This window comes from Candidatus Palauibacter sp. (assembly GCF_965261555.1).
Classification (GTDB): Bacteria; Gemmatimonadota; Gemmatimonadetes; order Palauibacterales; family Palauibacteraceae; genus Palauibacter.
Map to the genome: position 1 here is coordinate 109,681 of NZ_OZ253465.1, position 25,015 is coordinate 134,695.

At 69.5% G+C, this 25,015-nt stretch carries 22 protein-coding genes; 7 read left to right on the plus strand and 15 right to left on the minus strand.

Features of this window, described 5'->3' with window-relative positions; genetic code table 11:
- Positions 1-71: 71 nt before the first annotated feature.
- From ACQY5G_RS00430 to ACQY5G_RS00450, 5 genes are read left to right on the plus strand one after another with little or no spacing between them, the layout of a single operon-like run.
- Complete coding sequence (locus ACQY5G_RS00430) at positions 72-527, plus strand: DUF1499 domain-containing protein (RefSeq protein WP_428275962.1); 456 nt, start codon at positions 72-74, stop codon at positions 525-527.
- Entirely contained in the window at positions 524-1,435 is a 912-nt protein-coding gene (locus ACQY5G_RS00435) for a hypothetical protein (RefSeq protein ID WP_428275964.1), read from the plus strand. The genes ACQY5G_RS00430 and ACQY5G_RS00435 overlap by 4 nt, the downstream gene beginning before the upstream one ends.
- A complete protein-coding gene (locus ACQY5G_RS00440; RefSeq protein WP_428275966.1) occupies positions 1,435-3,024 on the plus strand; it encodes a DUF445 domain-containing protein in 1,590 nt (529 codons plus the stop codon). The genes ACQY5G_RS00435 and ACQY5G_RS00440 overlap by 1 nt, the downstream gene beginning before the upstream one ends.
- Positions 3,021-3,713, plus strand: a complete 693-nt coding sequence (locus ACQY5G_RS00445) for an SCO family protein (protein ID WP_428275968.1) — start codon at positions 3,021-3,023, stop codon at positions 3,711-3,713. The genes ACQY5G_RS00440 and ACQY5G_RS00445 overlap by 4 nt, the downstream gene beginning before the upstream one ends.
- Before the next feature lie 9 nt (positions 3,714-3,722).
- A complete protein-coding gene (locus ACQY5G_RS00450; RefSeq protein WP_428275970.1) occupies positions 3,723-4,523 on the plus strand; it encodes a cytochrome c oxidase assembly protein in 801 nt (266 codons plus the stop codon).
- On the opposite strand, the gene cutA is transcribed toward ACQY5G_RS00450, so the two are convergent.
- The 4 genes from cutA to ACQY5G_RS00470 form a co-directional block, all read right to left on the minus strand.
- Positions 4,520-4,840, minus strand: coding sequence for a divalent-cation tolerance protein CutA (gene cutA / locus ACQY5G_RS00455; RefSeq protein ID WP_428275972.1), 321 nt, complete (start codon positions 4,838-4,840; stop codon positions 4,520-4,522). The genes ACQY5G_RS00450 and cutA overlap by 4 nt on opposite strands.
- On the minus strand, positions 4,837-6,708 hold the full coding sequence (locus ACQY5G_RS00460; protein WP_428275974.1) for an AMP-dependent synthetase/ligase: 1,872 nt from the start codon (positions 6,706-6,708) through the stop codon (positions 4,837-4,839). The genes cutA and ACQY5G_RS00460 overlap by 4 nt, the downstream gene beginning before the upstream one ends.
- A 15-nt stretch (positions 6,709-6,723) precedes the next feature.
- Complete coding sequence (locus ACQY5G_RS00465; RefSeq protein WP_428275976.1) at positions 6,724-7,170, minus strand: tetratricopeptide repeat protein; 447 nt, start codon at positions 7,168-7,170, stop codon at positions 6,724-6,726.
- A gap of 118 nt (positions 7,171-7,288) precedes the next feature.
- On the minus strand, positions 7,289-7,978 hold the full coding sequence (locus ACQY5G_RS00470) for a hypothetical protein (RefSeq protein WP_428275977.1): 690 nt from the start codon (positions 7,976-7,978) through the stop codon (positions 7,289-7,291).
- Positions 7,979-8,336: 358 nt separating this feature from the next.
- Here ACQY5G_RS00470 and ACQY5G_RS00475 point away from each other — a divergent pair, with 358 nt between their 5' ends.
- Together ACQY5G_RS00475 and ACQY5G_RS00480 are read left to right on the plus strand one after the other, a co-directional pair.
- Positions 8,337-8,621 carry a hypothetical protein gene (locus ACQY5G_RS00475; RefSeq protein ID WP_428275979.1) on the plus strand — a complete coding sequence of 95 codons (285 nt, stop codon included), beginning with the start codon at positions 8,337-8,339 and terminating at the stop codon, positions 8,619-8,621.
- Positions 8,614-10,389, plus strand: coding sequence for an amidase (locus ACQY5G_RS00480; protein ID WP_428275981.1), 1,776 nt, complete (start codon positions 8,614-8,616; stop codon positions 10,387-10,389). Before ACQY5G_RS00475 ends, ACQY5G_RS00480 begins: the two co-directional genes overlap by 8 nt.
- 7 nt (positions 10,390-10,396) lie before the next feature.
- Here the strand turns inward: ACQY5G_RS00480 and ACQY5G_RS00485 are convergent, their stop codons facing one another.
- The 11 genes from ACQY5G_RS00485 to ACQY5G_RS00535 form a co-directional block, all read right to left on the minus strand.
- Positions 10,397-12,301 carry a gamma-glutamyltransferase family protein gene (locus ACQY5G_RS00485; protein ID WP_428278620.1) on the minus strand — a complete coding sequence of 635 codons (1,905 nt, stop codon included), beginning with the start codon at positions 12,299-12,301 and terminating at the stop codon, positions 10,397-10,399.
- An 84-nt stretch (positions 12,302-12,385) separates the two neighbouring features.
- Positions 12,386-13,606 carry a DEAD/DEAH box helicase gene (locus ACQY5G_RS00490; protein WP_428275983.1) on the minus strand — a complete coding sequence of 407 codons (1,221 nt, stop codon included), beginning with the start codon at positions 13,604-13,606 and terminating at the stop codon, positions 12,386-12,388.
- Positions 13,603-14,952: a diaminopimelate decarboxylase gene (gene lysA / locus ACQY5G_RS00495; RefSeq protein WP_428275985.1), complete on the minus strand. Its 1,350-nt coding sequence runs from the start codon at positions 14,950-14,952 to the stop codon at positions 13,603-13,605. The genes ACQY5G_RS00490 and lysA overlap by 4 nt, the downstream gene beginning before the upstream one ends.
- Positions 14,949-16,385 carry a Na+/H+ antiporter NhaC family protein gene (locus ACQY5G_RS00500; protein WP_428275987.1) on the minus strand — a complete coding sequence of 479 codons (1,437 nt, stop codon included), beginning with the start codon at positions 16,383-16,385 and terminating at the stop codon, positions 14,949-14,951. Before ACQY5G_RS00500 ends, lysA begins: the two co-directional genes overlap by 4 nt.
- Positions 16,386-16,400: 15 nt before the next feature.
- Positions 16,401-16,931 carry a DNA-3-methyladenine glycosylase gene (locus ACQY5G_RS00505; protein ID WP_428275989.1) on the minus strand — a complete coding sequence of 177 codons (531 nt, stop codon included), beginning with the start codon at positions 16,929-16,931 and terminating at the stop codon, positions 16,401-16,403.
- A 71-nt stretch (positions 16,932-17,002) separates the two neighbouring features.
- A complete protein-coding gene (locus ACQY5G_RS00510) occupies positions 17,003-19,282 on the minus strand; it encodes an NYN domain-containing protein (RefSeq protein WP_428275991.1) in 2,280 nt (759 codons plus the stop codon).
- Between the two features lie 161 nt (positions 19,283-19,443).
- Positions 19,444-21,036: a class I adenylate-forming enzyme family protein gene (locus ACQY5G_RS00515; protein WP_428275993.1), complete on the minus strand. Its 1,593-nt coding sequence runs from the start codon at positions 21,034-21,036 to the stop codon at positions 19,444-19,446.
- 64 nt (positions 21,037-21,100) lie between these two features.
- Positions 21,101-22,228: a 3-dehydroquinate synthase gene (gene aroB / locus ACQY5G_RS00520; protein WP_428275995.1), complete on the minus strand. Its 1,128-nt coding sequence runs from the start codon at positions 22,226-22,228 to the stop codon at positions 21,101-21,103.
- Positions 22,225-22,740 carry a 2-amino-4-hydroxy-6-hydroxymethyldihydropteridine diphosphokinase gene (gene folK / locus ACQY5G_RS00525; RefSeq protein ID WP_428275997.1) on the minus strand — a complete coding sequence of 172 codons (516 nt, stop codon included), beginning with the start codon at positions 22,738-22,740 and terminating at the stop codon, positions 22,225-22,227. Before folK ends, aroB begins: the two co-directional genes overlap by 4 nt.
- 78 nt (positions 22,741-22,818) lie before the next feature.
- The gene (locus ACQY5G_RS00530; protein WP_428275999.1) at positions 22,819-23,043 is read right to left on the minus strand and encodes a hypothetical protein; all 225 of its coding nucleotides are present in this window, start codon (positions 23,041-23,043) and stop codon (positions 22,819-22,821) included.
- Positions 23,044-23,256: 213 nt separating this feature from the next.
- The gene (locus ACQY5G_RS00535; protein WP_428276000.1) at positions 23,257-24,990 is read right to left on the minus strand and encodes a hypothetical protein; all 1,734 of its coding nucleotides are present in this window, start codon (positions 24,988-24,990) and stop codon (positions 23,257-23,259) included.
- Positions 24,991-25,015 lie beyond the last annotated feature (25 nt).

Genomic DNA, 25,015 nt, shown 5'->3' on the forward strand with positions numbered 1-25,015 from the left:
CCGGGCCCCGCGGACCGCCAAGCTATCCGCCCGCGGCGGACGCGGGCAACCGGAGAAAGAGGGTTTTCGAGGTGACGGAGGCATCTCCCGACGGCGGTCAGACCAGCGGGCTCTCCCGCTGGTTTCACCAGAATTCGGCGGATACCCGTGAGCCGGGCGGCCCGGAACCTCGCCTCTATGAAGTGGCCTTCTCCCGGGTCTGGGACCAACTGCTCAAATACGCGAAGCGGCGCTGGTTGTGGACACTCGCGCACCGCGACGAAGACCTCGGACTCATCTCCGTGAGCTGTACGGTCCCGCTCCTGCGGTGGGTCGATGACCTGACGATCTGGGTCGCCCTGGATGCGAACGGGCTCACGCGGGTCGAGGCGTTCTCGCGTGCGCGACGGCGGAACTTCGATCTCGGCGTGAACCGGCGAAGGATCCGACGCATGCTGAAGTCGCTCGACCGGGCCCTGGGACCGCGCGCCAGGCTGCCCGACCCCGCTCCCGGCGGGGACGCGCGGGACGCGCCGGGGGAGACGTGATCGGGAGATGGCCGTCCGGGGCGGCGGGCGCCGCCCTGGTCCTCTTCGCCTGTGCGGGGCCCCCTCCGGATGGCACGGCGGAGGCTCGCGGAGAAATCGCCGGCGAGCCGCTCACGCCGGCGGTGGACGCACGCTATCTGACGCACCTGCTCTTCGCCGCCGACGACGGAACGGCGTTCATCGGCTCGTTCGATCAGACGGCCGAGGGCGAGGACCTGCTCCTCGACTACGACGTGCGCCTCGCGGAGGGAGAGGCGTGGCGCCCCCTCGTTCGGACGCACGACACGGTGTCCGTGGCCCGCGCGGCGTGGCGCCTTCTGCCTACGCCGGCGATGGCGGTGCGCGTCGGCGATGCCGGTCAGGTCGTGAGCCTTCTGTTCACCGAACCCGAGGGCGCAGGCACGGAGTCGGTGCGTCTCGTGGCGGGCGAAGAAGTGTCCGTCTGGACCGGACCGACGGGGCAGCGGGAGTCGCTCGGGATCGCGGCGCTGGAGCTGGACGACAGGGCCGTGCCCGGCATTCTCTTCTTTCGTCGTGCCGCCCGGGCGCTGAGCATCCCCGTCGCGTCGACGGACGGCCAGACGTTCGTGTTCGCCGATTCGCTCGGGAACGGGCTCGTCGTCCACGCGGGCACCATCGGCCAGCCCACCGTTGCCCACACCTGGCTCCACGGTATCGAGGCGGCCTGGGGCGACGTCACGCTCGAATCGCCGGATCCGGGTCGGACCGGCGGGTCGGACCCGGCCTGGCGGTTCGAGATCTCCGGTACGACGGTCCGCGGGAGCTTTCGGCCGCTGACGGACGCGGACCCCGGGGACGGGACGCTCATCCGCATGGAGGCCATCGTCTACGTCGGAACGGAAGTGCTCTACTTCAACGGGTTTGCCGCCACGCTGCCATCTCCCTGATGGAATTCGACTGGCTGCGCGCCCTCGTCACGGTGGCCTTCGGCGCCCTGGCGGGCGGGATTACGAACCGGATCGCCGTGTGGATGATCTTTCATCCCTACCGTCCACCGAAGATCCTGGGCCGCCCCGTGCGCTGGCTGCAGGGAGCCGTGCCGAAGAATCAGAAGCGGCTGGCGGATTCGGTCGGCGGCGTCGTCGGCGGCGCGCTCCTCACGCCGGAAGACATCACCTCCGAACTGCGGGAACTCGAATCCGCCTTCAGGGAGCGACTGCGGGAACTCGCGGTCGAACTCACCGAGGGCGAGCAACCCGCGCTCGCCGACCTCTTCCCCGAGGCCGCGCTCGTGGAGGTCCGCGAAATCCTCACGCAGATTCTCGGGCAGGGCCGGGAGTTCCTGGCCGGGACGCTGGATTCCCCGGACTTCGGGGATGAATCCGGGCGCCTCCTCGAGTCGATCCGGGAGTCGCTGAGCGACGAATCCCTCGCGCGGACGCTGGAGCCGGAACGGATCGCCGCCATCCGCGACACGATGGACGGCTGGCTCGCGCGGCTCGCCGATTCGTCCGCCTTCGAGATGACGGTACGCCGCCACCTGGACGAGGCCGCGCGGCAACTGCTCAGACCGCACCGGACCTTCGAGCAGCTGATTCCCGCGGGGCTCGTGGCCGCGCTGGAGCACGCGATCAAGGACTATCTCCCGGTTGCGATCGAGCGTTTGAGCCGTCTGCTCGACGACCCGGACGCGAGGGAGCGAATCGAGCATGTGCTCGGGGAACTGTTCGACCGCTTCATGCAGGATCTCCGCTTCCACCAGCGCGTCGTGGCCCGCCTCATCGTCACCGAGGAAACGGTGACGCACGCACTCGATACCCTCCGGGAGGAAGGCGCCGACCGCCTCGGCGGCGTGTTGCGCGAACCGGAGGTCCAGACGGCGATCGCGCGGCACGTCAACGATGGCGTCGTCGAGTTCCTTCGGCACCCTCCCTCCGAGGTCATCGGCGGCGCGGGCGATCCCCAGGTCGAGAGCGCACTCGATGCGTTGGCCGAGTGGCTCGTGAAGGCGGCACGGGACCCGGGCTCGCGTGCCTTCCTGCTCGACCGGCTCGAGGGATTGCTCGAACGCTTCGGAGAGAGGAGCTGGGCGGACGTGCTGCATGCGGTTCCAGCCGACCGTGTGGCGGCCTCGCTCGCCGCGGGCTTCCGGTCCGACGCGGGACGCGTCCTCTTCGACTCGATCGCCGAGCCGATGGCGGACCGGCTCCTTCACACGCCGATCGGGCGGCTCGGTCGCTTTGTGCGCGAGGACGCCGCGGTACGGCTGGCGGATACCCTGGCCGCGCCCGCGTGGGACTGGATCGTCAACCGGGTGCCGGAGGTGGCGGGGCGGATCCGGATCGCCGAACGTATCTCGACGAAGATCGAGAACTTCTCCATCGAGCGGATCGAACACCTTGTTCGCGATATCAGCCAGCGCGAATTCGACCTCATTGTGCGGCTCGGATACCTGCTCGGCGCCGGCATCGGCACCGGGCTCGTGATTCTGGATTCCCTCCCGGTACTCGAGTTCCTCCGGGGGCTGTTCGGATGAGGCCGGCGCGCGTCGCCGCGCTCGGCGCCGTTGCGTGCGGCGTCGGTCTCGCCGTGCTCGCGTGCGCCCCACCCGACACGGCGATCGACCGCACGGAGGGCACGGGCGAGCTGCGCGGGCTGGCGCTCGAACAGCCGTTCGAGGTGCCGGAGTTCGCCCTCACCGATTCCCGGGGGCGCCGGTTCGACTTCCGGCCGGAGACCGCGGGGTCGCTCACGCTCCTCTTCTTCGGCTATACGCACTGCCACGACATCTGTCCTGTGCAGATGGCGGTGCTCGGAGCCGCTCTCGACGACCTCTCGTACGCGGACCGCCGCGAGATCGAAGTCGTCTTCGTGACGACGGATCCCGCGCGCGACACGCCGGACCGGCTGCGGGACTGGCTGGACCTCTTTGACGCGTCCTTCATCGGCCTCAGCGGGGAGTTGGAGACGGTGAACGAGATCCAGGCCGGATTCCACCTTCCGCCCGCGCGGATCGAGGAGACCTCGCCCCCGCCGGGCGCGGGAGAGCCCTACCTGGTGGGACACGCGACGCCGATCGTCGCCGTCACGGGCGACGGCGTGGCGCGAGCGCTGTACCCGAGCGGCGTGCGCCAAACCGACTGGCGTCACGACCTCCCCCTGCTCCTGCGCCTCCACCGGTCGGTTTCACCGCCGGCGGGCGAAGCGGACACGAGCGGCGACTGAGGCCACGCGATGCAATGGTGGTGTGCGGCCCAGAGCATTCCGTGGGACTGGTCGTGGCGCCCCTATCCGGGCGTCTGGCTCTTCATCGCGTTGCTGTGCCTCGCCTATCGCGCCTTCACCCGCGGCGCCGCGCCCTCGCGACTCGAGATCGCGCGCTTCGCCGGCGGGGCGCTCGCACTCTGGGTCGCGCTCGACTGGCCGGTGGGCGCGCTCGGTTCGGGATACCTGGCCTCGGTGCACATGGTGCAGTTCCTCCTCATCGCGCTGCTCGCCCCGCCTCTCCTCATCGCGGGGCTTCCGCGCGAAGCGCTGGAGCGAGTGCGCGGCGGCAGGGCCACCTCCGTCCTCGAGTTCCTCGCGCGACCGCTCATCGCGCTGCTCTTCTTCCACGCGATCGTCGTCGCGACGCACTGGCCGGAGGTCGTGGACGGCCTCATGGCCTCGCAGGCAGGCTCGCTCGCGCTCGACATGGCCTGGCTGGGCGGCGGACTCGCCTTCTGGTGGCCCGTCGTGAGCCCGATCCCGCACCGGCCGCGTTTTCCGCTCGGCGTGCGGATCTGCTATCTGATCGCGAGCACGGTGCTGATGACGCTGCCGTATGTCTTCCTGACGTTCGCGGAACTCCCCTTCTACGCGACGTACGAACTCGCGCCTCCGGTGGGCACGCTCTCCGCAGGTGAAGACCAGCGGCTCGCGGGGCTGATCATGCGGATCGGCGGAGGCACGATCCTGTGGACGGCGGCGGGCGTCGTCTTCTGGTTCTGGTACCGCTCCGAGAACGACCCGCCGGCTGAAGCGAGACGGGGCTAGTCGTTCACCTGTTCGGTGACCCACGCCATGTAGGGTGGGGAGCCGGCGACCACGGGGATGAAGAGAACCTCCGGGACCGCGTAGGGGTGGAGTTCGCGGATGCGGCGCTCGACGGCATCGCTGCGGGCCGCGGTCGTCTTGAGGATGCCGAGGGCTTCCGCTTCCTCACACACCTCGCCCTCCCATCGATAGACGGAGGTCACGCGGTCGACGACGTTCAGGCAGGCGATGAGCCGTTCGTCGACGAGGGCCCGGCCGAGCCGCACGAGTTGTTCGCGGTCGGGCCCCGTGACGAGCCCGGCCACGACATCGCTCACGGGCGGTCCCGCTCTCTTTCGCGCCCGCTCATGGCGTCCTCGGCCCGCTCGTAGAGCGCTTCGATCGCGCCGGCGAAACGGGTCTCGATCACGCGACGCTTGACCTTGAGCGTCGGCGTCAGCTCCCCGCCCTCGACGGTGAACGGCCCGGGGACGAGGAGCAGGTCGCGTGGCCGCTCGTAGTGCGCAAAATCCCGGCAGCGTTCCCGCACCGCCCGTTCGATCATCTCCCGCGTCCGGGCGTCCGTGACGAGGTCGGCGTCCGCCGCTTCCTCGACACCGTGCAACTCCGGACGGACGGCCTCGAATTCGGGCACGACGATGACGATCGGGAACTTTCGTCCGTCGCCGAGCATCACCGCCTCCGCCACCATCGGGTGCCGCTTGATCTCCGCCTCGACGGGCTGAGGGGCGATGTTCTTTCCGTAGGCGGTGATGATGAGATCCTTCTTGCGATCCGTGATCCGGAGGTACCCATCCTCGTCGATCTCGCCCACATCGCCCGTGTGGAACCAGCCGTCTTCGTCGATGGCTTCCGCCGTCGCCTCGGGCTTGTTGTAGTAGCCCGCCATGATCTGCGGCCCGCGGATGAGGATCTCTCCGTCCTCGGCGATCCGGATTTCGGTGCCGGGGATCGGTTTCCCGACCGTGCCGAGGCGGATGGCGTCGATCGGATTGAAGCTGACGGCGGGCGAGGTCTCCGTGAGCCCGTAACCCTCGACAATGGGCAGGTGCGCGGCGAAGAAGAAGCGGGCCACGGCGGGGGAGAGGGGGGCTCCGCCGCTCACGAAGTAGCGGACCCGCCCTCCGGTGCGGGCGCGCAGCTTCGAGAACACGAGACGGTCGGCGAGCGCGGACTGGAGACCCAGACCGGGCCCGACCCGGCGTCCCTCGAGTTCCGCCATCGCGCGGGCTTCGCCGACGCGACGCGCCCAGTTGAAGATCTTCTGCTTCGCGCCCCCCGCCTCCCGGGCGGTGGCTTCGGCCCGTTCGAGCACCTTCTCGAACACGCGCGGAACGGCGGCCATGAAGGTCGGCGAGACTTCGCCGAGGTCCCGGGCCACCGTGTTGGGGGACTCCGCGTACGCCACGGTGACCCCTGCTCGCCACATGATGTAGTGGCCGACCGTGCGCTCGAATACGTGCGCGAGCGGCAGGAGCGCGAGCGCCACGTGGGTGGAGTCGATCGGGAAGACTCGCAGCGCCATGTCCGCGTTCGAATGAAAGTTGGCGTGCGTGAGCATCACGCCCTTCGGGTCGCCGGTCGTTCCCGAGGTGTAGATGAGCGTCGCCAGGTCCTCCGGACGCGTCTTTCGGGCGTGCGTTTCGTAGGTCGACGCAAGCGCTTCGGGCGCGGACTCGCCGAGATCGGAGAGGGCGTCCAACTGCATCGTGGCGAGCAAGGACCCCTCGGGCGCCGTCACGGGCCCGAAGGCGATCGCCAGCTTCAACGCGGGGAGGTCCTGCTCTACCTCCGCGACCTTGTCCAGTTGCTCCTGGTCTTCCACGAATACGGCTCGCGCGCCGGAGTCCGCGAGGATGTAGCACACCTGGTCGGCGGGAAGCACCGGGTAGACGGGAACGGAGGTGAGCCCCGCCATGACGATGCCCCAGTCGGCCAGGGCCCACTCGAGGCGGGTCTGCGAGAGGATCGCGATGCGGTCGCCCGCCTCGAACCCCCGTGTCCGGAGCCCGAGCGCGATGGCGCGAGCGCGGCGTCCGATCTCCTCGGTGGAGGTCGAAACCCAGACGCCGTCCGCTCCCCGCGTCCGCGCCGCATCATCCCGGGGCCGCGAGAGCCCGTCGAGGAAGAGGTCCGGCAGGGTGCCGGGCCGATAGTCGTCCGGGAGCGGGCTCGAGGCTTGCACGCTGGTGCGGGGCCGCTAGTGCGCGACCGATTCCGCGACCGGCACCTCCAGCCGCTGCAGAGTGCGCCGGGCATGCTCGAGATGCCTCGGTTCCTCCCGGTCTCCGCGCGCGTAGGCCAGAAACTCCTGAAGGTGGCGCGAGGCGTCCCGCTCGGCGCCCTTCTTCAACAGGAGGAACGCCAGGCCGTAGTGCGCCGCCGTGCTGCGCGGGCGCTCCTCGAGGGCGGCCCCGTACGCGCGGACCGCATCATCGGTCAGTCCAATGTGCGTGTACACCACGGCCATCTGTTCCAGCGTGGCCGGATGCCGCGGATTGTACTTCAAGGAGAGACGAAACGAGATGAGCGCCTCATGGTAGAGCTCCTGCCGAACCAACTCCACGCCTTCCTCATAGAAGTCCGGCTGCTTCCGTCGGCGCCGTCCGTCACTGTCCCAGATCTTCCACCACACCATGCCACCCATGCCACCTCCCCAGAGCGAGCTGGATCTTACATCTCACTCGACCACCGTTCCACACACCCCACACATCTGGCGACAACGGGGAATTATAGCGTCTTGTCAAGCTGTGGCAACTTTTTTGTCAAGCCGTGGCAACTTGCTGACTGCGTTCACCGACCCAGACGGTGGCGTCGGAGGCGACTCCCGCGAACTCGGACGCGGCGAGCGAGTCGAGGTCCGCAGGGGTCGGAGTCTCCACGACGAGGCGCGCGCCGGGCCGTGCGCAACGCGTGACCTCGGACATTGGGAGCGCAATGGGAGCCGCGAGCGCGATGCCGTGCAGTGCGCCGGAGCGGATCGGCCAGCGGTGCGGCGCGGCGCCCAGGAGAGGATCGACGCCGGCAACGAGATCCTCGACGGCCACGACGGCCGGGCGGGAACGGTCGCCGGGGTCCGGCAGCCAGACGAGTACCTCGAGACGGTCTCCAAGGCGGGCGATCGCAGCGGCGTGCGCGGCGAGCCCGGGGCCAAGGAGCACCACCATGCCCGCCCGGTCGCTCACGCCCAGCAGCGCCGCGAGACGCGGTGCCGCCTCCGGAGCGGTCTCCCCGGCGGGGTGCTCGGTCCCGGCGCACGGCGTGGCGCGTCGCGCGGCATCGGAAAGATCGAACCGCATCGTCCCGCCACGGATGGGCACCTCGATCTCGCACAGGGGGCAGCCCAGCCGTCCCTCGACCACGCGACGCGACTCCGCCTGGTCGACGAATGCGACGAGCCCGGCCGACGCCTCGCAGTCGGGACAGTCCAGGACCTCGGCGAGTTCAAGAAACATGTCGCCGCCCCGTACCGCCCCCCGCCGCCCCGTACCGCCCGGGATGCAAAAGGGGCGACCCGTGGGTCACCCCCCCTGTAGAATCGGATGCAAGGTGATTTCTTGAAGCCCTCCGCAACACGGTTCGGCCCCTCCCATCGGTTTTCGCCGTCCCCGCAGGGCATGACGTCCGCCTCCGGATCGGAGACTCTATGGGCAATTGTTGGCTCAAGAAATATGGCCCTGCATCCGTCTTCGTGAACGTTAGTGCGGCTTCGGGTTCGCGGCAAACCCCTCTGGCGCACGCGGAACGGGCGACGGTGGCGCGCGGCGAACATCGAAGTCATGATCCTTCCGAACATCTTCCCACGGAGGCGCCATGGCCCGCCGATCCACTCCGCCACGTTCCGTCACGTCGTCGCAGGAGGTGACGGACGAACAACTCGACGCGCATATCCGCACGCGCCTCGCACTGCTCGGGGTCGATCTCTCCGTGCTCCCCGCCGACGACGAGGAGGCGCCGGCCGATCAACGCCGCATCATGGCGTCCGCACGGCGCTTCCTGCGGTCGACGCCCGGGGCCATCGCCGATTTCGAGCTCGACCCCATGGGGCCGGCGCCCGCCATCTATCCCGCCGAAGTGAGCACGCGGAACCGTGGGTGAGGTGAACCGGCGCCGCTTCCTCGAGCGGATGACGGCGCTGACCGCGACGGCCGTAGCAACCCCCGCAACCCTGGGCGCGATCTCCAACGCGGGGTCCCGGTTCTCCGGCAAGACCCGAGCGGGAAGCCGGGCCGCGGCCGGACCCCCTGACGAGCTGAACCTTCCGCCGGCGGGCCGGCCGCAACCTGCGGAGCTGACCGAACTCACACTCGCCGAGGCAGCGCGGCTCCTTCGCGACGGCGATGTCGGCGCGGTCGAACTCGTGGAGGCGTATCTCGCGCGGATCGGCCGGTGGGACCTCCGCTATCAGGCGTTCAACACCGTGGTTTCCCAGGCCGCGCTCGAGGCGGCCCGGACCGCCGACCGGACGCGCGGCCGAGCACCGCTGACGGGCGTGCCGCTCGCGATCAAGGACAACTACTTCACCGCCGGGGTCCGCACGACGGCCAACTCGTTCATCTTCGCGGACTTCGTACCGGACTTCGACGCGACCTCGTGGGCCCGGCTTCGCGATGCGGGCGCCATCCTGCTCGGCAAGACCCAGATGGGGCCGCTCGCGACGACGGCCGCCTCGACCCCCACCGGAGAGCGCACGACGGTGAACGCGTGGGCACCGCACCACGACGATGTGAGCCCCGGCGGGTCCTCGAGCGGGTCGGCGACGGCGGTCGCGGCGCGCATGGCCGCGTCAAGTACCGGGACGCAGACGGGCGGCTCGATCACGAACCCCTCGAACGCCCAGGGCCTGACGGGCATCAAGCCGACGATGGGCCGGGTCTCGCTGCAGGGCATCCTCCCTCTCACCTACACGCGAGATCACCCGGGCCCCCTGGCCAGGGACGCGGTCGATGCCGCGCTGATGCTGCAGATCATGGCGGGGCCGGACCCCGCGGACCCCCGGTCCCTCGGCCTGCCGCCGGTCCCGGACTACCTGGGGGCGGTACGCGAGGATGACGGCGCGCTTACGCATCCGGAGCGCGGAGGGGCGGTGCGGATCGGCGTCCTGCCGGGCTTTCTCGACGAGCCCGAGCCGCCCGGGGATCCCGGGCCCGACCCGGACCCCGATGTCGACCGCATCGGGAGTTCGTTCCCGCGGCGGGAGCGGACGCAGGCGGCGTACCGTCGCGAGGTGGCGACGGCGGAGGCGCGGCGGCGCATGCTCGCGACCCTCGAGGAGATGGGAGCGGAACTCGTCGAACTCGACTTCCCGACCCACTGGGAGACGCTGACGAGCTTCAACTTCAACAACGTGCGGCTCCCGGAGCGCTCCGAGATCTTCCTCGAACACCTTCGGGATGACGTGAGGAAGTTCGGCGTCTCGCTCGCGCCATGGATCAACGGGCTGCTCCTTCCCGCGACGGAGTACGTGCGGGGCTCGCGGGCCCGGCTCGTCCTCCTGAGGGAGATCCTCGACGAGGTGTTCGGCCGCTGCGACCTGGTAACGCAGACCGCGCCCTACCCCTTCGACATGGTGGGGCTGCCGCTCCTCGGCTTCCCGATCGGGTTCGAGACCGGGTCGACGGGATACCCGAGGCCCATCGGCGGCATGTTCGGCGCGGAACCCTACGCGGAGCACCACCTGCTCGCCGTCATCGCGGCGTATCAGCGCGCAACGGACTGGCACCTGCGGCGACCCGCGGACCCCGGCGAACTCCGGCCCGCCGAAGGGGACGGGGGCGGTCCGCGCGGCGGAGCCGATGGCTCGGCCAGCCGCGACCGTTCACCGGGGCGCTACGATCTGTTCGACGTGATGGAGCGCGGCGAATAGCGAGCCGTCACCATGCGATGCCGTAGTCGTCGCCGTGGTGGCTCGATCCACCCCAGAAGGCGTCGTTCTCCCAGTCGAAGAAGATCGCGTTGATCGGCCCCGACGTGCGCTCCGCGAAGGTCAGGTCGTATCCCATCGACTCCAGCGCGGAACGGATCCAGGGCGGTGTCGCGTCCTGCAGGAGCATCCGCCCCGGGCGCGTCTCGTGCTGGCCGAACGAACCGCGCATCTGGAAGCTGTTCATGTTCGGCGCCTCGACCGCCTGCTGCACGTTCATGTCCCACTCGACCACGTTGAGGAAGAACTGGAGCAGATTCTGGTCCTGCCCGTCGCCGCCCTGGACAGCGAACGAGAGGAAGGGACGGCCGTCCTTGAGCGCCATCCCCGGCGTGAGCGTGGCGCGCGGGCGCTTGCCGGGCTCGATCACGTTGTACGGGTTGTCCGCCTCGTCGAGGACGAAGCTCTGGGCCCGCTGCGAGAGCCCGATCCCCGTCTCCCCGGCGACGACGGCGGGGATCCAGCCGCCGGAGGGCGTGATGGAGACGACCCAACCCTCGGCGTCCGCCGCCTGTACGGAGGTCGTGCCGAGATAGAAATCGTCATCGAGCGTCGCGTGGTCCTCCAGCGACAGTTCGACCCCCTGTTCCGTCGTGACGGCGGCCCGCGTCCCCCAGCGCTCGAGCAGGTCGGCGAAGGGGTTCTCCTCCCCCTGGAAGGGATAGGGATCGCCGGGCCCCGCGTTCGGGTCGTTCCGGTCCCAGTCGATGGTTTCGAGCCGGGCCCGTGCGTAGTCCTTCGAGAGGAGTCCCTCGATCGGCTCCGCGGGCGGGAAGTAGGGGTCCCCGTAGTAGAAGTCGCGGTCGGCAAAGGAGAGGTTCATCACCTGATAGAGCGCGTGGAGGTAGTTCGCGCTGTTGTATCCCATGGCCTGGAGATCGAGTTGCTCGGCCATGTTGAGCGCCTGCAGCATCACGGGCCCCTGGACCCACGTCGTGAGTTTGTAGACGTCGATCCCCTTGTAGTTCGCGGTGACGGGTTCCTCCAGGTGGACCTGCCAGTTCGCCATGTCCTCCATCGTGATGAGCGCGCCGGCCGCCTGCGCGCCCGCGACGAAATCCGCCGCGATGTCGCCCCGGTAGAAGGCGTCGTAGGCGGCCTGGATCGCCTCCTTGCGGCTGGCGCCTCCCGCCAGCGCCTCGGCTTCGGCTTCCACGAGGCGTTCGAGCGTCCGCTTGAGACCGGGCTGCCGGAAGATCTCGCCCTCCCGCGGGCCCGGGTTCTCCGCGTCGTCCGGGTGGGTGAAGTAGACATCCATGGACGACTGCCACTGCCGAATATCGTCCGCCGAATTCCGGATGCGGCGCGCCGCGTCCGCTTCGATCGGGTATCCGTCCGCCATCTCGATCGAGGGCTGAAGCACATCGGCGAGGCTCAGTCGGCCCCATTCGGCGAGCATCGTCATGAGCCCGCCGGGCGTGCCGGGGGTCACGGCAGACAGCGGGCCGACCTCGGGCGGAAAGTTCTCGTGTCCCTCCGCGCGGTAGTGGTCGGGGGTTGCGCCGGTCGGCGCCACGCCGAGCGCGTTGACGCCGATGACGCGCCGTTCTCCCGGATGATAGACGAGCGCCTGCGTCTCCCCTCCCCACGAGAGCACATCCCACATGGTGGAGGTCGCGGCGAGCATGGCGGCGGCCGCGTCCACGGCGTTTCCGCCCTGGTGGAACATGCGCGCCCCGGCGGTGGCGCCGAGCGGCTTGCCGGTGATCGCCATCCAGTGGCGCCCGTGCAGGACCGGCTTGGCCGTGCGCTGGGCTTCGACGACCGGGGGCGAAGCCAGGAGCAGCAGCGCCGCGAGCGCGACGCGGGGCGTCAGGGCGTTGCGGCGGGAGCGGGAGCCGAGAGCGACAGACATCATGGAATCCTCCGGGGTAGGAACCGAGCGAGCCGACAGCCGAATATGGACCCCGCCATGCACGTGGCGAAAGCCGGACCGAAGCTATCGCCGGCGTCGGATCCCGCGCCTCAGGGCCGTGGGCTCGGGGCGCTCGACCTCCGGCGCCTCCGGGGGCGGCGGCTCCACGTCGGGTTCGAAGCCGGAGATGACGCGGCGCTCGATCGTGTCGCCCAGGAGGCGTTCGATCGCTCTGATCTCGACCCAGTCGCTCGAGGCCATGAGCGTGATCGCGTCGCCGGTGTCGTCGCCGCGCGCGGTGCGGCCGACGCGGTGCACGTAGTCTCTGGGGTCTTCGGGCACGTCGAAGTTCACGACATGGCGGATGCCGCGGATATCCAGACCTCTCGCGGCCACGTTGGTGGCGACGAGGACGCGGATCGAACCTTCGCGGAAGCGGCGCAGCGCCTTGTCGCGCTGGTCCTGGTGCTTGCCGCCGTGCAGTCCCGCCACCGCGACGTCGTGCGACCGCAGATAGTCGGCGAGGTAGGTCGCCGTCACCCGCGTGCGCGTGAAGACGAGCACCTGCCCCTCCGGCCACTCGCCGAGCAGGTGATGAAGGAGGGCGTGCTTCTGCGACCAGTCCACCGGATGGAGGACCTGGCGGATGCCCTCCGCCGCGGTCTCCCGACCCACCTGTACCTCTTCGGGGTCGGTCATCAGTTGATGGGCGAGCCATCGGACGCCATCGGGCATCGTCGCCGAGAAGAGGAGCGTCTGCCGGTCGTCCGGCGTGTGCCGAACGATCTCCTTCACATCGTCGATGAACCCCATGTCGAGCATGCGGTCGGCTTCGTCGAGCACGAGGACCTCGACGCGGGACAGGTCCGCGTTCCCGCGCTTGATGTGGTCGAGCAACCGACCCGGCGTGGCCACGAGCACATCGCACCCGAACGAGAGTTCCGCCTTCTCGGGCCCGAGCGGGGTGCCGCCATGGACGACGACGGACTCGATGGAGGACGACCCGCCGTATGCCGTGACCGCCGCCCCGACCTGCTGCGCCAGTTCGCGCGTCGGCGTGATGACGAGGCCCCGCGGGGCCGTGGACGGCTCCGTGGCCGCAAGCCGCTGCACGGCGGGAAGGGTGAAGGCCGCCGTCTTGCCGGTACCCGTGTGCGCGGTGCCGAGAACATCGTGGCCGGCGAGGATGGCGGGGATCGCCTGGCGCTGGATCCCGGTGGGCTCCACGTAGCCCGCCCTTGCCACCGCCTCGACGAGGTCGGGGGAGAGGCCGAGTCCGGCGAAGGGGTGCCCTTCGTCACTCATGTGCGTACAGCCTCCCGGGTCGTGGGGCGCAGCGGGCCGACCGCCGGACCGCCGAGCGAGAGGTCGCACGCCAGGAGGTCGTCGTCCGTCTCGCGGCGAACCACCTCCCGCGCCCTTCCGGCCCGCACGAAGACCACGGCGGGGCGTCCGACCCCGTTGTACCGGCTCGACATCGCGAACACGTAGGCGCCGGTGCCCGGGATGGCGAGCACGTCGTCCACGGCGGTGTCGCCGGGCAGCGTCGCCGCCGGCGCGATCACATCGCCCGACTCGCAGTGCCGTCCCACGACGCGAAACGACCGCTCGGCCTCGCCGCGCCCGCGCGAGGCGTTCAGCACCTCGTAGCTCGCCCCGTACAGCGACGGGCGCGGGTTGTCGGAAAGCCCGCCGTCCACGGCCAGTGCCTCCTCCGCCCCTTCGAGACGCTTCCGCGCGTGAACCGTGTAGAGGGTGAGACCGGCGTTCGCGATCACGGATCGGCCCGGTTCGACGATGAGCCGGTACGCGCCAAGCTGCGCCTCCGCCTCGGATCGGTGCAGGCCGGCCTCCAGCGCCTCGGCGTACTCCCGGGGCGAGGGCACCTCTTCCCCGGCGCGATAGGGCGCCGCGAGCCCTCCCCCGAGATCCAGGTCGACCGTCTCCGGAAAACAGAGCCGCAGCGGCACCACGAAATCCACCGCCGCCTCCGCGACCCTGGAGAAGAGCGCGGGATCCCGAATCTGGCTGCCGGCGTGGATGTGGACCCCGGCAAGGCGCCACTCACCCGCGCCCGCGATCCGGCGCGCGACGGACGCCGCGACGGACGGCGACATCCCGAAATGTGTGCCCGGCCCCACGGTTCGCACCTTCTCGTGCGTCTCCGGGGTCAGATCCACGTTCAGCCTCAGGAGCAGGTCGGGACGATGTTCGGCGCCGGTCGCGGCCGCGGCTCTCCGCAGATCCCCGATTTCGTCCGGATGGTCGATGACGATCCGTCCCACGCCGTACCCGATGGCCCGTTCCAACTCGACGGCCGACTTTGCGTTGCCGTGCAGAATGACGTTCCGTCCCGGAAAGCCGGCTCGCCGCACAAGTTCGAGTTCCCCGCCGGAGACGACGTCCACCAGCCAGCCCTCCCGGTCCAGGACCCGCACGAGGGCCCCGCACAGAAAGGCCTTGCCGGCGTACGTCAGTCCGGCGTCCGTTCCGAAAGCGGCGCGAAAGCGGGAGAGGCGATCCTCCAGGTGGCCTTCGTCGACGACGACCAGGGGCGTCCCGAATCGGGCAGCGAGTTCCGTCAGGGCCACTCCGCCGACGCGCCCGCGGCCGTCGTTCTCCGTCCACGAGACGGGCAGGACGTGCTTCACATCATCGTCCCGACGACGGCGAAGCCCGCGGTCGCGATCCCTCCCGCGACGAGCGCATAGGGAATCTGCGTGCGGACGTGCTCGATGTGATCGGTGGCCGACGCGAGCGAAGCGATGATCGTCGTATCGCTGATCGGGCTGCAATGGTCGCCGAAGATGCCGCCCGAAAGCACCGCCGCCACGAACGGCGCGGGCGGCAGGCCGAGGGCGTTCGCGAGCGGTATGGCCACCGCGAGCATGATCGCGAAGGTCCCCCAGCTGCTCCCGGTGGCGAAGGCGATCCCGCCCGTGACGACGAACACCAGCGGCAGCAGCGCCATGAGCGGGAAGGTGTCTCCGACGATGCCCGCCGCATAGAGACCCGTCCCCAGCGACCTCGTCACGTCGCCGAGCGACAGCGCGAGCCAGAGCACGACCGCCATGCCGGTGAGCGCTCCCGCCCCCTTCAGTCCGACTCGGCTCAGGCCCTCCAGATTGAGGGAGCGCTGGGCGAGCGCGAGGAACCAGGCCAGCCCCAGCCCGACGATCACAGCCCACAACACGCTCGTCGAGCCCGAGCCCTCCCTGATGTCGCCGCCACCCGTCACCCACATGAACAGGGGCATGGAGACGACCATCGCCGCGATCGGGATCAGCATGTTGCGAGGCTTGAGGACGACGCCCTCGGCCGGCGGCGGCGCGATTTCCTCCGGGTCCGCGAGCGCCACGGCATGGTCCCAGTGGAGACGCCCGTCCCGCGTGCGCGCCTCTGCCTTCTTCATCGGGCCCCAGTTCCAGCCCCGGAAGGCGGTCAGGCCCGCGAGCACTAGGGCCGCGACGGCATAGAGGTTGAGCGGAATCGCGATGAGAAAGACGCCGAGCGGGTTGGCCACGCCCTGCTCCGACAGGATCCCCAGAACCAGCGCGCCCCACGCGTTGAACGGGATGAGGATGCAGACCGGCGCCGAGGTCGAGTCGACGATGTAGGCCAGCTTCTCCCGCGAGATCCGGAAGCGGTCGAAGAGGGGCCGGGACACGGAGCCCGCGACGAGGATCGTGAGATTCGATTCGATGAAGACGACGATCCCGATCAGCCAGGCCATGACCTGCGCGCGCCGGGCGTTCGTCACCCACCGGGCCTCCTCGACCCAGCGCACGAAACCCCGCATGCCGCCGTTCGCCTCCACCGTGGCGATGAGGGCGCCGATGAGGAACGTGAAGACGATGACCCGCGCGTTGCCCGCGTCGCCGAGCACGCCGATCGCGCCATCGATCGCGCCCGCGGCGCCCGCGGCCGGGTTCCAGCCGGCGAGAATCGTGTGTCCGAGCCAGATGCCGGCCGCCAGGGAGAGAAAGACCTGGCGCGTGTAGATCGCGAGCCCAATGGCCAGCAGCGGGGGGAGAAGCGAGGCGAAGCCGTACGTACCGACTTCCTGCAGAGCGATTTCGGCCATTCAGCTCCTCCCCTCTCAGCGCTTCGAGACCCAGCGGCTCCGTCGATCGTAGAACCTGAGGGGTTGGTCCGCCGCGCGCGAGATCCCGATCCGCGTCGTGACCCGGACGGCAGCCTCCGGGACGGATTCTCCCCAATGCAGGGAGAGCGGAGGATGGTCGAGCCGGTGCCCCTGCATTTCGGGGCCTACTCCGAGCGCCTGGGTGAGGCGCGCCGGGCCATTGGTGAGCTCGGCGCGACCGCGGCGGCGGCGCATGACGTCGAGACCCTCGGTTGGCTCGACGGCTCGCAGGAGGACGCCGGCCGGGAAGCCTTCCAGTCCCGTGACCACGTTCAGGAGCCAGTGGATGCCGTAGTTCCGGTGGATGTACGCGGTGCCCGGAGCTCCGAACAGCGGCGCGTTGCGCGCCGTGCGGCCGATCCGCTCCGCCGCGTGGCAGGCGTCGTCCTCGGGTCCGGTGTAGGCTTCCGTCTCGACGATCCGGCCGACCGTCCGCTCGCCGGCGCAGTCGGAGCGCACCGTGCAGCCGAGCAGCGCCCGGGCCACCTCGACGGCGGGGCGAGCGAGAAAGTCGGCGTCGATCGGTCCGGACCCGAGGCCCGAACCGGCCGCGTCATTCAGCTCTCCAGCTCTGCGCGCCGGGCTTCGCGAACCACTTTCGCCCGGCCTTCCGAGAGCACTTCCGTCAAGCGCGCCGGCTCGGAGTCGATGACCTCGAACACACGGTCGCCGAAATGGTCGAAGAGCACTTCCGCGGTCCGCTTCCCGACGCCCGCATAGTTGCGGACCATGTGCCCGATGGGCCCTCCGGCCGGCTTCGCGGCCGGCTTTGCCGCCGGCTTTGCGGTTCCGCCAGCCGGCCTGCCGGCCCCTCCCGACTTGCGGGCGGCGGGCCTGTCGCGAGTCGGAGCGTCCTCGCGCTTCGCGTCCTTCCTTGCCTCTCCTCCGGCCGGTTTCTCATCGGCGACCGGACCGATACGAGGCGCCCCCGCCTTCTTCCCCGCGTTCGGCGCAGCCGTCCGCCCCCGGGACCCCGACCGGTAACGTCCCAGCGTTCGCCGGGAAGGCGTCTTCTCCCGGGCGCTCGGCTGGCTGTCCCGGGTCGCCGGGTCGCGCTTCGGCGCGGACGCCGCGGGCTCCTTCTTCGGCGTCGCCTTTTCGCGACTCGGCCCCGCAGCCCGCTCCCGCTGTTCGCGCGCCTTCGGCTGGCCGCGGCGCTCGGCGGACCTGCCATCCTGCCGATCCGCCGGGCCCCGATCCGGCCGGCCCTGATCCGGCCGGTCTTTCGCGGCCGTCTTGGCGCCCCGTGCGCCGGCCGGGTCCTTGCGGCGCTCGGGTCGAGGCGGCTCCGCCTTCCGCTGCTGAGCCGGCTTTTTCCGCTGACCCGGCGCGTCCGCACCGGTCGCCCGGGACGATGGCGCACTCCGGGGCGCCGGCTTGCTCGGGGACGCTGCCCCGCTCCGGGACGCTGCCTCGCTCCGAGACGCCGGCTTGCTACGGGGCGCCGGCTTGCTACGGGGCGCCGGCTTGCTACGGGGCGCCGGCTTGCTCGGGGACGCCGCATCGTCGCGAGCCGCGGGTCCGCGCCGGAAACGGTCGAGCGTCTTGCGCGCGGCCCTCGCCGCAGCGGACAGCGGGGACCGCCCACCCGCCTCGTCCGAGCTCCCGTCCGGCGCCGACTCCGCCTTGCGCGCGGGCGCGGCCGGGGCGGCCGCCACGGTCAGATAGTGATTGCCGTCCTCGTGCCGGGACATCCGGACGACGCCCGCGTCGTGCGCCGCGCGCAGGAACAGGCTGAACTTGCTGAAGCCGAAGACGCCTTCATCGAAGGCGGCGTCGTACTGCAGGAGCTTGCGCTTGGCCATGGAGTCGCGGACCGGGGCTCCGTCCGGAGAGAGTTCGGCCACCGCGCGCTTCAGCGCCTCGTAGGCGCCTTCGACGGCGGCTGCGGCGGGGGCCGTCGTCTTTGCCGACGGTTTCCCGGCCTTCGCGGCTGCGCGTTCCTCCGCGGCTTTCGGAGCGGACGTGCGGCCGCGGCCTCCGCGACGGCCGCGCCGACCGCGGCTCCTCGCCGTCGCGGCCTCCCCCCTGGAGGACACCGAGTCCCCGGCCGCCGCCGATGCCGACGCCGCGCCGGACGGCAGGCCGACGTCGTACTGGCCGTTCTCCCGCTTCTGCAGCACGATTCGATTGCGCTTGGCCGCTTCGCTCAGGAATCGATTGAATCGGGAGAAACCGGCCGTCTTCTCGTCGAAGCCCGGGTCCATCTCCAGCATCACCTGCTTCAGGCGATCCGACCGCATGACATCGCCGCGCTCGGCCATGCGCGCGACGGCCCTGCTCGTCAACTCCCACGGGTCGTGCTTCTCGGTCTGGATTTCGTCGGCCGACTTGAGCCCGGACAGTCGGTTGTAGCTGTAGTACTCGTCGCAGTTCTGGACGAGGATGTCCGAAGTGGACTCCTGGAGCCCCACGCCGATCACGTACTTCCCGTACTCCTTCAGCTTCAGCACGAGGCTCGAAAAGTCGGAGTCCCCCGAGAGGAGGATGAAGGTCCCGATCTCGGGGCGCGTGAACACCAGCTCGAGCGCATCGATCGCGAGCCGGATGTCGGTGGCGTTCTTCTTCGACGACCCGTAGGCGGGCGCGAAGATGAGGTCGACCGAAGACTCGGATAGCGGCACGATGTACTGGGGATAGCGTCGCCAGTCCGCGTACGCTCGCTGGACGGCCACCTTGCCGCGGATGATGTCCGAATCGAGGAAATTCCGGAGTTCCTGTCCCAGGTTGGACCGGATCCCCATGGTCACGTTGTCGAAGTCGATGAGAAGCGCCGCGGCGTCTGCCATATCGGCGGAGGGGCGCCGGTGAGGCGCCCGGGTGTACGTGTCGTTCATGTCCCTCTGTTCCGTTCGTTGCCGCGAACGGCCCGAGGAGGCCCCTCTGCCTCGCCCCCGGTGGCGGGGGGGATGGTGAGAGGGGTCTACGGACCACCGTTCGCGTTCTCGCCGGTCCGATCGCGGGCCGCTTTGCCCGACGACCGCCGCGGCGATCTGTTCTAGTCGGCCTCGGCGCGTATGATGCGGGCCAGACTCACGCGGCGCGCTTGTGCGCTGGAGGCCTCCGGAAGCTCATCCAGAAAGTGAATGAGATCCGGCACTCTGTGCTCTGCCAGAGATTCGTGGCAGAAATCCCGGATTTCGTCGGCCGTGATCAGGGCCCCTTCGGCGGTAACCACGCAGGCGCAGATGAGTTCACCCAGCACGTCGTTGGGGATCCCGAGAACCACCGCTTCTTCCACCGCGGGATGGGACCGGAGCTGCGCTTCGATTTCGGCGGGGTGAACGCTGTTACCCCCGCGAAGTATCACGTCGCTCAAGCGGCCGACGATATGCAGGTAACCCTCCGGGTCGACCATCGCAAGGTCGCCGGTCCTGAGGAAGCCGTCTTCCGTCATGGTCTTTCGAGTCCGGCCGGGCTGATGGAAGTACTGCTGCATCACGTTGAAACCACGCACGGCGAGCTCACCCACGGACTCGACGGGGAGCTCCGCGTCCGCCTCGTCGAGCACCTTGAGTTCGACCCCCTCGAGCGGGCGGCCCACCGTGTGCGCCCGTTTCGCCTCGGGATCCGACGGGGTCGTGATCGAGACCGTGGGGGAGGTCTCGGTGAGGCCGTAGGCGCTTTCGAGATCGGGGATCAGGCGTCGGCGCACGTCGCGCACCAGGTCGGCGCCGACCGGCGCGCCCGCGATGACCCCGGTGCGCAGTGAGTCGGGCCGGGCTCCGCCGCGTTCCAGCGCTCGCAGCAGCATCACGAACATGGTCGGGACGCCGTGGACGACCGTAGCCTCGTGCTCCCGCGCGAGCGCGAGCGCGGCCGCCGCGTCGAAGGTCTCCTGCAGCACGAGCGTCCCTCCCGTGCCGAGCGTCGTGAGCAGGGCGGTGAGCCCGAAGATGTTCGGCAGCGGGACGATGCACAGCGTTCGATCGTCGCCGTCCAACCCCAGCCGCGCCGCCGTGGCGAGGGCGGTCCGCACCAGGTTGTCGTGCGTGAGGACGACCCCCTTCGGAGCCCCCGTCGTCCCGGGCGTGTACAGGATCGCGCACGGATCCCGCTGCGGGTCCACGTCCGTCGGCGCGACTTCCCGGCCGCGGCCGCTCGCGACGAGATCCTCGAACTGGAAGATCCGGTCGTCGTACCAGAGGTCCTCCTCTCCGACGGTCACCACGTACTGAAGGTCCGGCAGCCGCGTAAGGAGGTTCTCGAAGCGCTGCAGATAGTCCACACCGTCCCAGTTCTCGGCCGAGATCGCGACGGCGGCCTCGGAATTCCGCAGGGTGAAACGCAACTCGCGCGCCGAACAGTTCGGACCGATGGGCACGAGGACGGCGCCCGCTTCCGCGACCGCGAGGGCCGAGATCACGAATTCGGGCCAGTTGGGCAGCTGGACCGCGACGCGGTCGCCGGGTTCGACCCCCAGGCGGTGGAGCCCCACGGCCAGCGCGCGCGCCTGCGCCGCGACACGGGAATAGCTCCACGACCCGTCCCGCGCCCGTATGCAGGGCGCGTGCGGGCTCAACTCCGCGTGTCGGGCGAAGAGGTCGGCGACGCTGAGCACGGCGGTCGGTGACGGTTCGGCTGGGATCACTTCGTGCCGGTCGGTGAATGGGTCTGCGAGCCCTGGGCGCTTTCCGTTACGGTCGCCGACAATCTCAAACGCCCCGGGCCGGTCGTAAAGCCGTTGCGAGAGGTTCTGCGAGATCTTCCTCGGCGAGAGCGAAGCTGTGTCGTCCCTCCGCGTCGGTGGCCACCTCGCCGAGGTGCGAAAGGAATACGCAGCGGATCCGAGCCTGACGCGCCTTCTTGTCCTTCGACATCGCATCCCGGATCTCGGTTGGCTCGCGGTCGGTCTCCCAGTCGCCGCCGAGCCCGCACGCCTCCAGCAGCGCGGCGAGCCGTTCGGAGGTTCCCTGCTCCGTAATCCCGAGCAGTTCGCCGAGACGCGACTCGACGCGCATGCCCGCGGCGACGGCCTCGCCGTGGAGGAGCTTGTAGCCCTCGAGAGCCTCCAGCGCGTGGCCGACGGTGTGTCCGAAATTCAGAATCTCGCGGCGGCCGCGCTCCAGCGGATCGTCGCCGACCACCGCCGCCTTGTGCCGCACTACGCGCTCGATGAGCTGCGCGGATGCGTCCGGGTCGCCGCTCGACAGCGCCGAAGACCCGCGTACCATCCAGTCCCAGAGTTCCACATCGAGAATTGCCGCCGTCTTCGCGGCCTCCGCCAACCCGGCGCTGCGCTGGTGCCGCGGCAGCGTCTCGAGTACGGCGGGATCGATGAGTACGGCCGATGGGTGATGGAAAGCCCCGATCAGATTCTTGCCCGCTTCGGTATCGACCCCCGTCTTCCCTCCCACCGAACTGTCCAGCATGGCCAGAAGCGTCGTGGGAATCTGAATGACAGGGACGCCGCGCATGTACGTGGCCGCAACAAAACCCGCCAGATCGCCCGCCACGCCGCCTCCGAGCGCGACGACGGCGGAGTCGCGGCCGAACCGCGCGTGGAGCATGCGATCGCTCAGTGCGGCCCACTGCTCCCGGCTCTTGTTCCACTCGCCCGCGGGGAACGGGAAGAGATCGGCGGCGAGACCGGCATCCTCCAGGCCGGAGACGACCCCGGCGCCATAGAGCCGCGCGACCTGCGAATCCGCGATCACGGCGTACCGGTGTGCCGGCGCGTGTCGTCGGCAGACCGACGCCGCTCCGGCGAGCAGGCCCGGTTCGATGTGAATCGGGTAGTTCCCGCTTCCGGCAACCTGAACGTCCAGAGTCCTGCGGCTCATGAGCCTCCATCGGAAGCACCCGTCAGGCGCAGATCCGTGACGGCGACGCCCTCCGGGTCGATAGCGGCCGCCAGCGCGGCGATCGAGCGCCCGAGCGCGGGATGTCGCCAGGCGCCGGCAACCTCCGCCAGCGGCAGGAGCACGAAGGCCCGCTCCGCGAGAGCGGCGTGTGGAATCGCAAGATGCGGCGTCTCGACAACCTCGTCCGCGTAGAGAAGGATATCGAGATCGAGAGGGCGGGAGGAGTATCTCGGCGCGTCCGGGTCGCGTCCCGCGTTCGATTCGAGATCCTTGAGCGAGACGAGCAGAGCGCCGGGCTCGAGACGGGTCCAGCCGACACAGCAGGCGTTCAGGTAGGCGGGTTGGTCCCGGCCGTACGCCGGCACGGTTTCATAGACCCTGGAGAACCGGGGCTCGACCAGGACTTTCGTCGCCAAGCGCCGCGCGGCGGCTCGCAGATGCTCGATGCGAGAACCCAGATTCGATCCCATCCCGAGGGCAACCTCTCGCATCGAGGCGTCGATACCGGAGGGTGGGATGCCGGAGGATGGCCGATCGGAGCCCGTCAAGGCGCGCCGGACGCCGAATCGCTAGCGACTCTCAGGGAGGATCGGGACGATGCTGTTCCCCGGATTCGTGTTGCCCGGCTCATCGAGCGCGGTGTCTTCCGTCGAATCGATGGACGGCACCGTGGGCCCGACGTTGAGGTCCAGACATCCGGTCGCGGACACCCCGGCCAAGCCGATCACGACCGCGCATGCCGCCAGGAAGTGCGTGGCTCTCAGTCTCGCACTCAGCCTCGCTCTCAATCTCATGTATGCCTCTGTACTAGTGCTCGGGACCGTCTCCGTAGCCGAAAGCTAGTGCGGCGGACGATCACCGCACAACGAGGAAACGTCCGAAGTCCGCTTTTTCTGACACGTGGGGTCCCGGATGCGCGGAGGCCACCGGAACGAAACCCGGTGGCCTCCGCCGCCAGCCCGAAGACGCCCGCGGGCGCCCTCACGCGGTCCTCCGCAGAGGAAGTGCTAACGGACGACGAGATCGGCGTTTGCCGCCCGACTCTCAGTCGCGAGACTCCTCTGGATACGCTCCAGCGAGTACGCCGCACGCAGCAGCGCAGCGTCGAGACTGCCCGGCACGATCGCGGGCGGTATGGGGTTGCCGGCCGAACTCGCCTCTCCCCCGCCGAAGGTGTAGATGTCCCGCTGCAGCACCTCGAGATCCGCGGCCGGGATCGGCAGTTGCAGCGCACTCCCCGCCGGCATGATGTCGTTACGCCGTCCGTGCCAGAACTCGAGTCCGCCGAACACATTGAACACGTTCTCGAAGTGCTCGAACCACATCGCGTCGCGCAGGTTCCCGCAACGGCCCTGCACATCGTACCGCTTCCGCGGCGTGCACTCGCCGTCGGCGTTCGATGGCACGGCGTCCGTCGGGTTCGACGGCGCGGGCGGCAGGCCCGCCTCCATGCGCGTCTTGTTCACGATCTCCGCGGCGGCTCCGAAGTTCCCCATGCGGTAGTGGGCTTCCGCGACATAGGTGTCCATCTCCTGGTGCGTCATGGACTCCATCTCGCCGAACTCGCAGCGGCTGCAGCTCAGCGTGTAGTCGTCGTATCGCGAGTCGCCGTAGTGCGACTGCCGGTACGTTCCGCGCTCCGGACGGAAGATGATCGTCGCGTTGTACCGGTGCCGCGGGCCGTACGAGGCCGCCGAAGGGCTCACCGGCTCCCCGAGCGTACCGTGCTCGTTGACCGCCGGGAACCGCTTGTCATCCCCGAACGTCATCTCTCGAGCCGTCCGCTGCTCCGTGGGGAACGTCAGCCAGTCCTGGTACTGGCCGCTCTGATCCGCCATGCCGACCCAGTCCATGTGCATGCGGTGCCAGGTCCGGTTCTCCTGCATGAAGATCTTGATGCCGCTCCACCATGGAGTGCCGGAAGAACGGTCCTCGCCTATGGCCACGAGTTCGCGAATGCCGTTCTCGGCATCCGAAATGACCTGGCCCCAGTTCACGCCCGCGGCCTCCGCATCCGTCCGCGGCAGATTGGCCGCACAGCGCGCCTTCCAGCTCACCAGGTAATCGGCGAACTGGTTGTTGTCCCAGGGGTTCCCGTTGATCCACGTTTCCGGGAGCGTGAAGGAGGACGAGCGGGCGGCCGCCTCCGCCGCATCCAGTCTCTGAACGGCGTACTGGTAGACGGAGTTGTAGTCCACCGTGTCCAGTTCGCCCGTCAGATCCACCGTCTCGTCGACGATGAACGCCTGATCGTACCAAAGCGCGAGCAGGCAGTTCAGTATGGCTTGACTCGCCATCGCGAACGTGCGTGCGCGCACGTTGCGCTCGCCTCCGGGGCCGATCTCCAGACCCTCGTCGAGGGCCCGGATCCCGTCCGAGGCCGCCGAGATGCCGCCGTAGGCGTCACCCCAGTTCGCCTCGAAGATGTACGACGGACTGTACGAGGCCGAGTTCGGCAGCGGCTCGCGGGGCTCACGGCCGAGGTCGTTCATCCCCATGTTGCCCCATGTCGCCGTGTGGCGGCTCGACATGTGGTTGAAGGCGAAGTTGGCGTTGTTCCAGTAGTGCCCGATTTCCCAGACCTTGAGGTAGGAGCTCGCGATGAGCGTCTCCACATCGTCCGGGCCCGCCAGGGCTCGCGCCCGGTCCGGCTCGTTCAGGTTGTCGACCTGCAGGTCGCAACCCGTAAAGCCGACCGTCAGCGCCAGCGCAATGGCAGGCAGTGTCAGCTTCCTTTTCATGACCCCTCCATTACTCAATTCCATG